The organism is Streptomyces rubrogriseus (assembly GCF_027947575.1).
Classification (GTDB): domain Bacteria; phylum Actinomycetota; class Actinomycetes; order Streptomycetales; family Streptomycetaceae; genus Streptomyces; species Streptomyces rubrogriseus.
The window spans coordinates 7,207,531-7,220,937 of the sequence record NZ_CP116256.1 but is presented as its reverse complement, the minus strand read 5'-3'; the positions used below and the strand labels follow the sequence as shown (position 1 = coordinate 7,220,937).

At 69.0% G+C, this 13,407-nt stretch carries 10 protein-coding genes; 9 read left to right on the top strand and 1 reads right to left on the bottom strand.

Translation table 11 applies throughout. From position 1 onward, the window contains the following. Positions 1–59 precede the first annotated feature (59 nt). The 9 genes from Sru02f_RS32355 (at position 60) to Sru02f_RS32315 (ending at position 11,021) form a co-directional block, all read left to right on the top strand. Positions 60–1,862, top strand: a complete 1,803-nt coding sequence (locus tag Sru02f_RS32355; RefSeq protein WP_109033260.1) for an ABC transporter substrate-binding protein — start codon at positions 60–62, stop codon at positions 1,860–1,862. Between the two features lie 113 nt (positions 1,863–1,975). After that, the gene (locus tag Sru02f_RS32350; RefSeq protein ID WP_109033261.1) at positions 1,976–2,953 is read left to right on the top strand and encodes an ABC transporter permease; all 978 of its coding nucleotides are present in this window, start codon (positions 1,976–1,978) and stop codon (positions 2,951–2,953) included. A 10-nt stretch (positions 2,954–2,963) separates the two neighbouring features. After that, entirely contained in the window at positions 2,964–4,025 is a 1,062-nt protein-coding gene (locus Sru02f_RS32345; protein ID WP_109033262.1) for an ABC transporter ATP-binding protein, read from the top strand. A gap of 27 nt (positions 4,026–4,052) precedes the next feature. Beyond that, complete coding sequence (locus tag Sru02f_RS32340; protein ID WP_109033263.1) at positions 4,053–5,198, top strand: ABC transporter ATP-binding protein; 1,146 nt, start codon at positions 4,053–4,055, stop codon at positions 5,196–5,198. 221 nt (positions 5,199–5,419) lie between these two features. Further along, entirely contained in the window at positions 5,420–7,054 is a 1,635-nt protein-coding gene (locus tag Sru02f_RS32335) for a peptide ABC transporter substrate-binding protein (protein ID WP_109033264.1), read from the top strand. 9 nt (positions 7,055–7,063) lie between these two features. Next, positions 7,064–7,987 carry an ABC transporter permease gene (locus Sru02f_RS32330; protein ID WP_109033265.1) on the top strand — a complete coding sequence of 308 codons (924 nt, stop codon included), beginning with the start codon at positions 7,064–7,066 and terminating at the stop codon, positions 7,985–7,987. Continuing rightward, positions 7,980–8,960, top strand: coding sequence for an ABC transporter permease (locus tag Sru02f_RS32325; protein ID WP_003973858.1), 981 nt, complete (start codon positions 7,980–7,982; stop codon positions 8,958–8,960). The genes Sru02f_RS32330 and Sru02f_RS32325 overlap by 8 nt, the downstream gene beginning before the upstream one ends. A gap of 8 nt (positions 8,961–8,968) precedes the next feature. Next, on the top strand, positions 8,969–9,952 hold the full coding sequence (locus tag Sru02f_RS32320) for an ABC transporter ATP-binding protein (RefSeq protein WP_109033503.1): 984 nt from the start codon (positions 8,969–8,971) through the stop codon (positions 9,950–9,952). Beyond that, the gene (locus Sru02f_RS32315) at positions 9,945–11,021 is read left to right on the top strand and encodes an ABC transporter ATP-binding protein (protein WP_109033266.1); all 1,077 of its coding nucleotides are present in this window, start codon (positions 9,945–9,947) and stop codon (positions 11,019–11,021) included. Before Sru02f_RS32320 ends, Sru02f_RS32315 begins: the two co-directional genes overlap by 8 nt. 132 nt (positions 11,022–11,153) lie before the next feature. Here the strand turns inward: Sru02f_RS32315 and Sru02f_RS32310 are convergent, their stop codons facing one another. Continuing rightward, positions 11,154–13,277 carry a S9 family peptidase gene (locus Sru02f_RS32310; protein WP_109033267.1) on the bottom strand — a complete coding sequence of 708 codons (2,124 nt, stop codon included), beginning with the start codon at positions 13,275–13,277 and terminating at the stop codon, positions 11,154–11,156. Between the last annotated feature and the right edge of the window lie 130 nt (positions 13,278–13,407).

Here is a 13,407-nt window from a genome sequence, read left to right as displayed (position 1 = left end):
CCGGCCTCCGGCCACGTACCAGCAGTGCTCACTACTCACAGGCAGGTGGATTCGTCCTCATGAGCATTCTCCGTAACCGCACCGCCACGGCCGCCATAGTCGCGGTCGCAGCCGGCGCCCTGACCCTCACCGCCTGCGGTGGTGGCGACAGCGACAGCTCCGCCAAGGACAACAGCAAGAAGAAGGAGGACGCCAAGTCGCAGTCGAAGCCGGTCCAGATCGGCGACGCGCAGGCGTCCACCGGCCCGGCCCCCGAGGTCCCGGGCGCCAAGCCGGGCGGCACCATGACCGTCTACCAGACGGCGGACTTCTCCCACCTGGACCCGGGCCAGATCTACGTCTCGGACGGCAAGCTGCTCGGCCGCCTCATCTTCCGCGGTCTGACCCAGTACGACGAGGACGAGAACGGCAACCTGACCGTCGTGGGCGACCTCGCCACCGACGCGGGCAAGCAGACCGACGGCGGCAAGACCTGGACGTACACCCTCAAGGACAACTTGAAGGACGCCAACGGCAACCCGATCAACTCGGCGGACATCCGCCACACGATCGAGCGGATGTACTCCAGCTACATCACCGACGGCCCGACGTACCTCCAGCAGTGGCTGTCCGGCGACGGCACCACCTACCGCGACGCCTACGCGGGTCCGGACAAGGGCAAGCACCTGCCCGACAACGTCCTGGAGACGCCGGACGACAAGACGATCGTCTTCCACTTCAAGGTCGCCCGCCCCGACCTCCCGCAGATGCTGACCATGCCCGGTTACAGCGTCGTCCCGGAGGAGACGGACACCAAGGAGAAGTACGACTCCGCGCCCGTCGCGGTCGGTCCGTACAAGATCGCCGAGTTCAAGCCCGGCAAGTCCATGAAGCTGGTCAAGAACACCCAGTGGGACCCGAAGTCCGACTCGGTGCGCCACCAGTACGTCGACGGCTTCAACATCGAGATGAACCACGACGACGAGGACCAGACCAAGACCCTCCTCGCCGACCAGGGTGGCGCCAAGAACGCCATGATGTTCACCGGCCAGGTCGCCACGACGCAGCTCCAGAAGGTCGTCGGCGACAAGGACGCGATGAAGAACCGCACGATCCAGGGCTACGCGCCCTACGTGTGGCAGCTCAACTTCAACATGGACCGCGTCAAGGACAAGAAGCTCCGCGACGCCATCACCCTGGCCCTGCCCTCCGACTCGGTCTTCAAGGCCGACGGCGGTGCCTACGGCGGTGAGGTCGCCAACTCGCTGATGTCGCCCACCACCCCGGGCTACGACGAGGCGTTCGACCCGTTCGGCCGCGCCAAGAAGCCGAACGGCGACATCGAGGCCGCCAAGAAGCTGATCAAGGAAGGCGGCTTCGAGGGCAAGAGCCTCGTCTACGCCTACGCCAACACCCCTGAGCGGCAGAAGCAGGCCGTCCTGATCTCCACCGCCCTGGAGAAGATCGGTCTGGACATCCAGAAGAAGGAGATCGACTCCGCCACCTGGTACGAGCAGGTCGGCAAGGTCGACAACGGGCTGGACCTCTACATGACCGGCTGGGGCCAGGACTGGCCGTCCGCCTCCACGGTCATCCCGCCGGTCTACGACGGCAAGCAGATCCAGGACGGTGCGTCGAACTACTCGCACATCAACGACGACCACGTCAACTCCGAGATCCAGCGCATCCAGCAGATCACGGACACGGCGGAGGCCACCAAGGCCTGGGCCGAGCTGAACGAGTACATCTCCAAGGAGATCAACCCGGCCGCCCCGATCTACTACACCAAGGTCTTCCAGATCTTCGGTTCGAACGTCGGCGGCATCCGCTACAGCTCGGACTCGAGCTACGTGGACGTGACCCGGGTCTTCCTCAAGAAGTAACCCGTCCGGTCGGGAAACGGTGGCGGGCGCGCTGCGGAGCGCCCGCCACCGGGCCCGGACCGCCTCCAGCCCTCCCCATCCCCTTGCCGCAGTCCTGAGAGCAGCTGTCTGCCATGCTTCAATTCCTCATTCGCCGGTCCTTCGGCGCGGTGCTGATCCTGGTGTTGATCAGTGCCTTCACCTTCTTCATGTTCTTCGCGATCCCGCAGGACCCGGCCATGCTGGCCTGTGGCAAGAACTGCACTCCGGACGCGCTGGAGATCATCCACAAGAACCTGGGCCTCGACCAGCCGGTCACGGTCCAGTACTGGCATTTCCTGGCGGGCATCTTCACCGGGCGTGACTTCGCGGTCGGTCACTGCGACGCCCCCTGCTTCGGCGTCTCCTTCGCGAACAACCAGAACGTCTGGGACACCATCCTCGACCGCTTCCCGCTGACCGTCTCGCTGACCGTCGGTTCCCTGATCGTCTTCCTCATCGTCGGCCTCGGCGCCGGCCTGCTGGCCGCCAGGAACCGCGGCACCTGGATCGACAAGGTGTTCAGCTCCGGCTCGCTGGTCGTCAGCTCCCTGCAGATCTACTTCCTCGGCCCGCTCGTCCTGCTCGCCCTCGTCTACAGCACCGGCTGGCTGGAGAAGCCCAAGTACGTGCCGATCTCCGAGGACGTCGCCGGCTGGTTCGCCGGCCTGCTGATCCCCTGGATCGTCATGGCGACCATCTTCACCGCCAACTACACCCGTATGAGCCGGTCGTCGATGATCGAGCAACTACAGGAAGAGCATGTGAAGGCGGCCCGTGCCAAGGGCATGTCGAGCAACTACACCTTCTTCCGCTACGCCTGGCGCGGCTCGCTCGTGCCCATCGTCACCATCCTCGGCATCGACCTGTCCGCGCTGATGGGCGGCGGCATGGTGACCGAGATGACCTTCGGCCTGGCCGGGATCGGCCGGCTCGCGCTGGACTCGGTCATCAACAAGGACCTGCCGATGCTGATGGGCGTCATGCTGGTCAGCGCCGCGCTCATCATCGTCTTCAACCTGATCGTGGACGCCATGTACGCAGTCATCGACCCGCGCGTGCGCCTGTCCTAGGAGAACCACCGTGACCACTCAGACCAAGCCCGAAGAGGCCCCGGCCGCCGCCGCGGGAGACGCGTTTCTCTCGGTGCGCGACCTCAAGGTCCACTTCTCCACCGAGGGCGGCGTCGTCAAGGCGGTGGACGGTCTCTCCTTCGACCTGGAGCGGGGCAAGACCCTCGGCATCGTCGGCGAGTCCGGCTCCGGCAAGTCGGTGACCAACCTGGCCGTCCTCGGCCTGCACGACCGCCGCAAGACCGCCATCGACGGATCGATCACGCTGGACGGCCAGGAGCTGACCGACGCCAGCGAGAAGCAGCTGGAGAAGCTGCGCGGCAAGAAGATGGCGATGATCTTCCAGGACGCGCTGACCGCGCTGTCGCCGTACTACACGGTCGGCCGGCAGATCGCGGAGCCGTTCATGAAGCACAACGGCGCGTCCAAGAGGGACGCCCGGGTGCGCGCCATCGACCTGCTGCAGAAGGTCGGCATCCCGCACCCGCAGAAGCGGGTCGACGACTACCCGCACCAGTTCTCCGGCGGTATGCGCCAGCGCGCCATGATCGCCATGGCGCTGTCCTGCAACCCGGACCTGCTGATCGCGGACGAGCCCACCACGGCGCTCGACGTGACCGTCCAGGCGCAGATCCTCGACCTGCTCAAGGACCTCCAGCAGGAGTTCGGCTCCGCGATCATCATGATCACCCACGACCTGGGCGTGGTCGGCAACATGGCCGACGACATCATGGTCATGTACGCGGGCCGGGCCGTCGAGCGCGGCACGGTGCGCGAGGTGCTCAAGTCCCCGCAGCACCCGTACACCTGGGGTCTGCTGAGCTCGATGCCGAACCTCACCTCCGACGTCGACGAGCCGCTGATGCCGATCCCGGGGTCGCCGCCCTCGCTGATGAACCCGCCCTCCGGGTGCGCGTTCCACCCGCGGTGCGGCTTCACCGACCTGGTCTCCGGCGAGCGTTGCTCGGGAGAGCGTCCGACGCTCCCCCACGGCCGTGCCGCCGCCTGCCACCTGACGGGAGACCAGCGGCAGCAGGTGTTCATCGAGAAGATTCAGCCCCGGCTGGGCTGAGCGGAAACCGGCGACTGGGGCATCACCATGAGCGACAACAGCAAGACGACCACAGCGGTGGCCGACGACTTCCCGCAGCAGCGGGACGGCGACACCGCGCCGCTTCTCAAGGTCAGCGGCCTCTCGAAGCACTTCCCGATCAAGGGCGGCTTCCCGATCAAGCGCACCGTCGGCCACGTCAAGGCCGTCGACGGCGTGGACTTCGAGGTCTTCCCGGGCGAGAGCCTCGGCCTCGTCGGCGAGTCCGGCTGCGGCAAGTCGACCACCGGCCGGCTGCTGACCCGGCTGTACGAGCCGACCCGGGGCAGCATCGAGTACCGGGGCAAGGACATCACCCGGGCCAACCGGCGGGAACTGGCGCCGATCCGGTCCGAGATCCAGATGATCTTCCAGGACCCGTACGCGTCCCTGAACCCGCGGCAGACCGTCGGCACGATCATCTCGGGCCCGATGGAGATCAACGGGATCAACCCGCCCGGCGGCCGGGAGAAGCGCGTCCGCGAGCTCCTGGAGATCGTCGGTCTCAACCCGGAGCACTACAACCGCTTCCCGCACGAGTTCTCCGGCGGCCAGCGGCAGCGCATCGGGGTGGCGCGCGCCGTCGCGCTGCAGCCGAAGCTCATCGTCGCCGACGAGCCGGTCTCGGCCCTCGACGTGTCGATCCAGGCCCAGGTGGTGAACCTGCTGCAGGAAGTGCAGCGGGAGATGGGCATCGCGTTCGTCTTCATCGCCCACGACCTGGCGATCGTGCGGCACTTCTCGCAGCGCGTCGCGGTGATGTACCTGGGCAAGATCGTGGAGATCGCGGACCGCGACTCGCTCTACAACCGCCCCCGTCACCCGTACACGCACGCCCTGCTGTCGGCCGTGCCGGAGACGGACCTGGACGCCGAGAAGCGGGAGCGGATCCGGCTCGAGGGCGACGTGCCCTCGCCGATCTCGCCGCCCTCCGGCTGCCGGTTCCGCACCCGGTGCTGGAAGGCGCAGGACAAGTGCGCCACCGAGGAGCCGCCGCTGGTGCAGCTCTCCGGGAACCGGGAGGGCCACCTGACGGCCTGCCACTTCCCCGAGGAGGGCTCGACGGAGGCCAGGGCCGAGGACATCGTCATGGACCCGGGTCTGAAGGCGATGGAGGACGGCGCCGACGGCGGCGCGACCCTCTCCAAGGGCTGACCGGCACAGCAGGCAGCCGGTAAAGGGCGGCGGCGGGAGCAGGACTCCCGCCGCCGCCCTTCCGTATGCCGCCGCCCTTCCGTGTGCCGCCACACCTCCCGCACCCGTCCGGAGGACACCGGCAACCCGTATGGACCGGACGGGTGTGCGCCCCCGAGTACGCCCTTCGAAGCTGGACCGGAACGGACCAGCGGACGAGTCAGGGCACGAGGAGGCACTCCATGCGCGGAGCCACGCACGCCAGATGGGCCGCTTGCGCGGCGGCGGTAGTCCTCGCGGCGACGGCCTGCGGCGGCGGGGGCGGGGACGGAGGCAGCGGCGGGGGCAGCGGCGGCGTGCTCAGCTCCTCCTGGGGCGACCCCCAGAACCCGCTGGAGCCGGCCAACACCAACGAGGTGCAGGGCGGCAAGGTCCTCGACATGATCTTCCGGGGGCTGAAGAAGTACGACCCCGGGACCGGCGAGGCGCAGAACATGCTCGCCGAGAAGATCGACACCTCCGACTCGCAGAACTTCACCGTCACCGTCAAGGACGGCTGGACCTTCAGCAACGGCGAGAAGGTCACCGCCCAGTCCTTCGTGGACGCCTGGAACTACGGCGCGAGCCTCAAGAACAACCAGCGCAACGCGTACTTCTTCGCCTACATCGACGGCTACGACAAGGTGCACCCCGAAAGCGGCTCGCAGAGCGCCGACACGCTCTCGGGGCTGAAGGTGACCGGCCCCCTCACCTTCACGATCAAGCTCAGCCAGAAGTTCTCGACGTTCCCCGACACCCTCGGCTACCCGGCCTTCGCGCCGCTGCCCAAGTCGTTCTTCGACGACCACGACGCCTGGCTGAAGAAGCCCGTCGGCAACGGCCCCTACCAGGTCGACAACTACACCCGCGGCTCCCAGATGTCCCTGCGCAAGTGGGACGACTACCCCGGCTCGGACAAGGCGCAGAACGGCGGCGTGGACCTCAAGGTCTACACCGACAACAACACCGCCTACACCGACCTGATCGCGGGCAACCTCGACCTCGTCGACGACGTGCCGGCCTCCCAGCTCAAGAACGTCAAGAACGACCTCGGCGACCGCTACATCAACACCCCGGCGGGCATCATCCAGACCCTCGCCTTCCCGTTCTACGACAACGACTGGAACAAGTCCGGCTCGGAGAAGGTCCGCAAGGGCCTGTCCATGGCGATCGACCGCAAGCAGATCACCGACACCATCTTCCAGAACACCCGCACCCCGGCCACCGACTGGACCTCACCGGTCCTCGGCAAGGACGGCGGCTACAAGCCCGGCCTGTGCGGGGACGCCTGCGAGTACAACGCCGAGGAGGCCAAGAAGCTGGTCAAGGAGGGCGGCGGACTCCCCGGCGGCCAGGTCAAGATCACCTACAACGCCGACACCGGCTCCCACAAGCAGTGGGTCGACGCGGTCTGCAACTCCATCAACAACGCCCTGGACAACGACCGCGCCTGCGCCGGGAACCCGGTCGGCACCTTCGCCGACTTCCGCAACCAGATCACCGGCCAGAAGATGAGCGGCCCCTTCCGCGCGGGCTGGCAGATGGACTACCCGCTCATCCAGAACTTCCTCCAGCCGCTGTACTACACCAACGCCTCCTCCAACGACGGCAAGTGGTCCAGCAAGAAGTTCGACGACCTCGTCGACCAGGCCAACGCCGAGACCGACACCGCCAAGGCCGTCGGCCTCTTCCAGCAGGCCGAGGAGGTCCTCAGGGACGACATGGGGGCCATCCCGCTCTGGTACCAGAACGGCAGCGCCGGCTACTCCGACCGGCTCTCCAACGTGAAGCTCAACCCGTTCAGCGTCCCGGTCTACAACGAGATCAAGGTCGGCTGAGGGGGCGCCATGGGACGCTATGTCGTCCGGCGGCTGCTCCAGATGATCCCGGTCTTCATCGGGGCCACGCTGCTGATCTTCCTGATGGTCAACGTGATGGGCGACCCCATCGCGGGCCTGTGCGGCGACCGGGAGTGCGACCCGGCGACGGCCGCGCAGCTGCGGCACGAGTTCGGCCTCGACCAGCCCGTGTGGCAGCAGTACGCCACCTACATGGGCAACGTCTTCACCGGCGACTTCGGCACCGCCTTCAACGGCCAGCCGGTCACCGAGCTGATGGGGACGGCGTTCCCGGTCACCATCCGGCTCACCGTCGTCGCGATCCTCTTCGAGATCGTCGTCGGCATCATCCTGGGCGTCGTCACCGGCCTGCGCCGCGGCCGCCCCGTCGACACCGGGGTGCTGCTGCTGACCCTCGTCGTCATCTCCGTGCCCACCTTCGTCACCGGCCTGCTGCTCCAGCTGCTGCTCGGCGTCAAGTGGGGCTGGATCGACCCGGCCGTCTCCTCCGAGGCGGCCTTCGGCGAGCTGATCGTCCCCGGCCTGGTCCTCGCCTCGGTCTCGCTGGCCTACGTCACCCGGCTGACCCGCACCTCGATCGCCGAGAACCGGCGCTCCGACTACGTCCGCACCGCCATCGCCAAGGGCCTGCCCCGCCACCGGGTCATCACCCGGCACCTGCTGCGCAACTCCCTCATCCCCGTCGTCACCTTCATCGGCACCGACATCGGGGCGCTGATGGGCGGCGCCATCGTCACCGAGCGGATCTTCAACATCCACGGCGTCGGCTACCAGCTCTACCAGGGCATCCTGCGCCAGAACACCCAGACCGTCGTCGGCTTCGTCACCGTCCTGGTCCTCGTCTTCCTCGTCGCCAACCTCGTCGTCGACCTCCTGTACGCCGTACTCGACCCGAGGATCCGCTATGCCTGAACAGGAGCCCTACGAGCCCGAACGCGCCATCGCCGGCACCGGCATGGGCGGCACGATGGACCTCGGCGCCAGCGAGGCGGTCACGCTGGAGCAGCCGCCGGGCCCGGACGGGGCCGACCCGCGGGACAAGCCCCGCAGCCTGTGGACCGACGCCTGGCACGACCTGCGCCGCAACCCCGTCTTCATCATCTCGGCGCTGGTGATCCTCTTCCTGATCGTCATCTCCATCTGGCCGTCGCTGATCGCCTCCGGCAGCCCCCTCAAGTGCGATCTGGCCAAGGCCCAGGAAGGCTCCCAGCCCGGCCACCCGTTCGGCTTCAACGGCCAGGGCTGCGACGTCTACACCCGCACCGTCTACGGCGCCCGCACCTCGGTCGCGGTCGGCATCCTCGCCACCCTCGGCGTCGCGCTGCTCGGCAGCGTCCTCGGCGGTCTCGCCGGGTTCTTCGGCGGCGGCGGGGACGCGGTCCTGTCCCGGATCACCGACATCTTCTTCGCCATCCCGGTCGTCCTGGGCGGCCTCGTCCTGCTCTCCGTCATCACCAGCAACACCATCTGGCCGGTCATCGGCTTCATCGTGCTGCTCGGCTGGCCGCAGATCTCCCGCATCGCCCGCGGCTCCGTCATCACCGCCAAGCAGAACGACTACGTCCAGGCGGCGCGGGCACTGGGCGCCTCCAACTCCCGGCTCCTGCTGCGGCACATCGCGCCCAACGCCGTCGCCCCGGTCATCGTCGTGGCGACCATCGCGCTCGGCACCTACATCTCCCTGGAGGCGACCCTGTCCTTCCTCGGCGTCGGCCTGAAGCCGCCCAGCGTCTCCTGGGGCATCGACATCTCCTCCGCCGCCCCCTACGTGCGCAACGCCCCGCACGCGCTGCTGTGGCCGTCCGGGGCGCTCGCCATCACCGTCCTCGCGTTCATCATGCTCGGCGACGCGGTGCGCGACGCCCTCGACCCGAAGCTGAGGTGAGCGACCGCATGCTGCTCGAAGTGCGCGACCTGCACGTGGAGTTCCACACCCGGGACGGTGTCGCCAAGGCCGTCAACGGCGTCAGCTACGGCGTGGACGCGGGCGAGACCCTCGCGGTGCTCGGCGAGTCCGGCTCCGGCAAGTCCGTCACCGCCCAGACGGTCATGGGCATCCTCGACATCCCGCCGGGCCGGGTCACCGCGGGGGAGATCCTCTTCGAGGGCCGGGACCTGCTGAAGCTCAAGGAGGACGAACGCCGGAAGGTCCGCGGCGCCGAGATGGCGATGATCTTCCAGGACGCGCTGTCCTCGCTGAACCCGGTCCTGACCGTGGGCGACCAGCTCGGCGAGATGTTCACCGTGCACCGCGGCATGTCCCGCAAGGACGCCCGCGCCAAGGCGATCGAGCTGATGGACCGGGTCCGCATCCCGGCCGCCAGGGAGCGGGTGAAGCAGTACCCGCACCAGTTCTCCGGCGGCATGCGCCAGCGCATCATGATCGCGATGGCGATGGCCCTGGAGCCCAAGCTGATCATCGCCGACGAGCCGACCACCGCCCTCGACGTCACCGTCCAGGCCCAGGTCATGGACCTGCTCGCGGAACTCCAGCGCGAACTGCACATGGGCCTGATCCTCATCACCCACGACCTCGGCGTGGTCGCCGACGTCGCCGACAAGATCGCCGTCATGTACGCGGGCCGGATCGTGGAGACGGCCCCGGTCCACGACATCTACAAGGCCCCGGCCCACCCGTACACCCGCGGCCTGCTGGAGTCGATCCCGCGCCTGGACCAGAAGGGCCAGGAGCTCTACGCCATCAAGGGCCTGCCGCCCAACCTCACCCGGATCCCGCCCGGCTGCGCCTTCCACCCCCGCTGCCCGATGGCCCAGGACGTCTGCCGCACCGACGTACCGCCCCTCTACGACGTCACCGAGTCCGACGCCGAGCGGGGCAGCGCCTGCCACTTCTGGAGGGAGTGCCTGCATGGCTGAGACCACGGAGCCGATCCTCGAAGTCCGCGGCCTGGTCAAGCACTACCCGCTGACCTCCGGCATCCTCTTCAAGAAGCAGGTCGGCGCGGTCAAGGCCGTCGACGGCGTGGACTTCGAGCTGGCCCGCGGCGAGACCCTCGGCATCGTCGGCGAGTCCGGCTGCGGCAAGTCCACGGTCGCCAAGATGCTGGTCAACCTGGAACGGCCGACGGCGGGGGAGATCCGCTACAAGGGCGAGGACATCACCCGCCTGTCGGGCAGGGCCCTGAAGTCCGTACGCCGGAACATCCAGATGGTCTTCCAGGACCCCTACACCTCCCTCAACCCCCGCATGACCGTCGGCGACATCATCGGCGAGGCCTACGACATCCACCCCGAGGTGGCCCCGAAGGGCGACCGGCGGCGACGGGTCCAGGAGCTGCTGGACGTGGTCGGCCTGAACCCGGAGTACATCAACCGCTACCCCCACCAGTTCTCCGGCGGCCAGCGCCAGCGCATCGGCATCGCGCGCGGCCTGGCGCTGCGCCCGGAGATCATCGTCGCCGACGAACCGGTCTCGGCCCTCGACGTGTCGGTCCAGGCCCAGGTGATCAACCTGATGGCCCGGCTCCAGGACGAGTTCGACCTCTCGTACATCTTCATCGCCCACGACCTGTCGATCGTCCGGCACATCTCGGACCGGGTCGGCGTGATGTACCTGGGCCGCATCGTGGAGACCGGCCGGGACGAGGAGATCTACGACCACCCCACGCACCCCTACACCCAGGCGCTGCTGTCCGCCGTACCGGTGCCGGACCCGGAGGCCCGGGAACACCGCGAGCGGATCATCCTGTCCGGCGACGTCCCGTCCCCGACCAACATCCCCTCGGGGTGCCGCTTCCGCACCCGCTGCTGGAAGGCGCGGGAGCGGTGCGCGCTGGAGGTACCGGCCCTGGCCGTTCCCGCCGAGTTCCGCTCGGTCTCCGGGCCCGCCGCGCACGACTCCGCCTGCCACTTCGCGGAGGAGAAGCAGGTGGTGCCACCCGAGGGCGAGGGTGAGGGCGGGGGCGGGGGCAGCGGGCCGGGGTGACATGGTCCCCGGCCCGCTTACGGCACCCGCACGGCCGTACGCCGATCAGCGTCGCGGGCCCGTGTGTCGGGACCGCTTCGCCGAAGTTACCCGCGTGTCAAAGGCGTGGGCGTACGGGTGACGCGGCCGGCGTCACGCCGGGGCGGGCAGCGACCGCTTGAGGAAGTCGACCTGGAGCAGCAGCAGGTTCTCGGCGACCGACTCCTGCGGGGTCATGTGGGTGACGCCGGACAGGGGCAGCACCTCGTGCGGGCGGCCGGCCGCCAGCAGGGCCGAGGACAGGCGCAGCGAGTGGGCGACCACCACGTTGTCGTCCGCCAGGCCGTGGATGACCATCATGGGCCGGTGCGGCTCGGCGGCGTCGACCAGTCCGGCGTCGTCGATCACCGAGTTGCGGCGGTAGACGTCCGGCTGTTCACCGGGGTCGCCGAGGTACCGCTCCTGGTAGTGGGTGTCGTAGAGCCTGAGGTCGGTGACCGGGGCGCCCACGACGGCGGCGTGGAAGACGTCCGGCCGGCGCAGCGCCGCGAGGGCGGCGAGGTAGCCGCCGAAGGACCACCCCCGGACGGCGACGCGGTCCAGGTCCAGCGGGAAGTCGGCGGCGAGGGCGTGCAGCGCGTCCACCTGGTCCTGGAGCACCACGGCGGCCAGGTCGTCCTTGACGGCCTTCTCCCAGGCGGGGGAGCGCCCCGGAGTGCCCCGTCCGTCGGCGACGACCACCGCGAACCCCTGGTCCGCGAACCACTGCGAGGTGAGGTGGGCGTTGTGCGCGGCCACGACGCGCTGACCGTGCGGACCACCGTAGGGGTCCAGGAGGACCGGGAGGGGGGTGTCACCGTGGTAGTCCGTTGGCATAAGCACGGCGCACGGGACACGTCGTGCGCCCCCTTGGGTGAGGGTCACGCGCGGGGACAAACCGGGGTCTTCCGCATACGAGGCGATGGTCGCCGCGGCCTTCCCGTCCCGCAGTACCCGTACCCGGGCTCCCGGCCGGTCGAGGGTGGCGGAGACGAGCACCGTCACGCCTCCCGCGCGTACCGCCGAGTGCACGCCGGGCTCCTGCGACAGGCGTTCGGCGCCCAGTTCGTTCACCCGGTAGACGTGCACCTCGCCGATCTCCGCCTCGGCCGCGTCCTCGCCCGCCGAGGCGGAGACCAGCACGTCGTCGGCACCGACGTCCAGCACCGCCCGCAGATGCAACTGGGCCCCGGTGAGCAGTCGTTCACCCACCGCGAGCACCCGCGCACCGCCCTCGTCGGCGATCCGCACGAGCTGGCCCGAGGGGCTCCAGCAGGGCACCCCGGGGAAGAGTTCCAGCCAAATTGGATCTTCGTCGGCGTGCACCATCCGGGTCGTCCCCGACTCGGTGTCCACCGCCAGGAACAGCTGGCTGCGCTGGTCGCGCGCCTGTACGAGAAGCAGCGGCGCACCCGCGGCTGACCAGTGCACTCGCGCCAGATACGGATACCGCGCCCGGTCCCAGAGGACCTCCGTGCGCCCCCCGTCGAGACCGACCACGAACAGCCGTACGTCCGCGTTGGGGGTGCCCGCCGCCGGGTACGGCACGTGTTGTGGATCACGCCCGGGGTGGGCCGGGTCGGAGATCCACCAGCGCTGGACCGGCGTGTCGTCCACGCGGGCCACCAGCAGCCGGTCCGACTCCGGGCTCCACCAGAAGCCCCGGTTGCGCGACATCTCCTCGGCCGCCACGAACTCGGCGAGCCCGTACGTGACGCCCTCGCCGTCCGCCTCGGCCAGGGCCCTGTCCCCGTCCCCTTCGGCGCCCACCACGCGCAGGGCGCCCCGGGCGACGTAGGCGACGTGCCGGCCGTCGGGGGAGGGGCGCGGGTCGATCACCGGCCCGGGGGTGGGCAGTTCGCGCGCGGTGCCGACCCGCAGCTCGGCCACGAAGAGCCGCCCTGACAAGGCGAAAGAGGCCAGCTCGACCGACGAGTCGGTGGCGTAGCCGACGATCCCGGCGCCGCCCTCGCGGCTGCGCTCGCGCCGGGCCCGTTCCTCGGGGGACAGCTGTTCCCGGGCGCCGCCCAGAAGGGCGCGGGGGTCGGCGGCCATGCGCTCCCCGCCCTTCTCGGCGTCGAGCACCCACAGCGAATTGGCCCGGTCCGTACCGGTACCGGAGCGCAGGAAGGCGACCCGTGAACCATCGGGTGCCACGGTGAACGAACGCGGCGCGCCGAGCGTGAACCGCTGGGTGCGGGCGTGCCGTTTGGGGAAGGAGTCGGACTCGGTCGTCATGCCTTGACCATATTGGCCATGCGCCCCCTTGTGCGGCCGTGCGCCGAGAGATGCGCGCGCACGGATAGTTATGATCACTAGCGCATAGTGGGTATCAACCAGGTGCCCGCTGCGTGGATTTATCTGCTCC

What these genes read in the sequence shown, in the direction of transcription:
- Sru02f_RS32325 (WP_003973858.1), top strand. Translation starts at nt 7,980, where the DNA reads ATGCCTGAACAGGAGCCCTACGAGCCCGAACGCGCCATCGCCGGCACC.
- Sru02f_RS32310 (WP_109033267.1), bottom strand. Translation starts at nt 13,277, where the DNA reads ATGACGACCGAGTCCGACTCCTTCCCCAAACGGCACGCCCGCACCCAG.
- Sru02f_RS32315 (WP_109033266.1), top strand. Translation starts at nt 9,945, where the DNA reads ATGGCTGAGACCACGGAGCCGATCCTCGAAGTCCGCGGCCTGGTCAAG.
- Sru02f_RS32320 (WP_109033503.1), top strand. Translation starts at nt 8,969, where the DNA reads ATGCTGCTCGAAGTGCGCGACCTGCACGTGGAGTTCCACACCCGGGAC.
- Sru02f_RS32350 (WP_109033261.1), top strand. Translation starts at nt 1,976, where the DNA reads ATGCTTCAATTCCTCATTCGCCGGTCCTTCGGCGCGGTGCTGATCCTG.
- Sru02f_RS32330 (WP_109033265.1), top strand. Translation starts at nt 7,064, where the DNA reads ATGGGACGCTATGTCGTCCGGCGGCTGCTCCAGATGATCCCGGTCTTC.
- Sru02f_RS32340 (WP_109033263.1), top strand. Translation starts at nt 4,053, where the DNA reads ATGAGCGACAACAGCAAGACGACCACAGCGGTGGCCGACGACTTCCCG.
- Sru02f_RS32355 (WP_109033260.1), top strand. Translation starts at nt 60, where the DNA reads ATGAGCATTCTCCGTAACCGCACCGCCACGGCCGCCATAGTCGCGGTC.
- Sru02f_RS32335 (WP_109033264.1), top strand. Translation starts at nt 5,420, where the DNA reads ATGCGCGGAGCCACGCACGCCAGATGGGCCGCTTGCGCGGCGGCGGTA.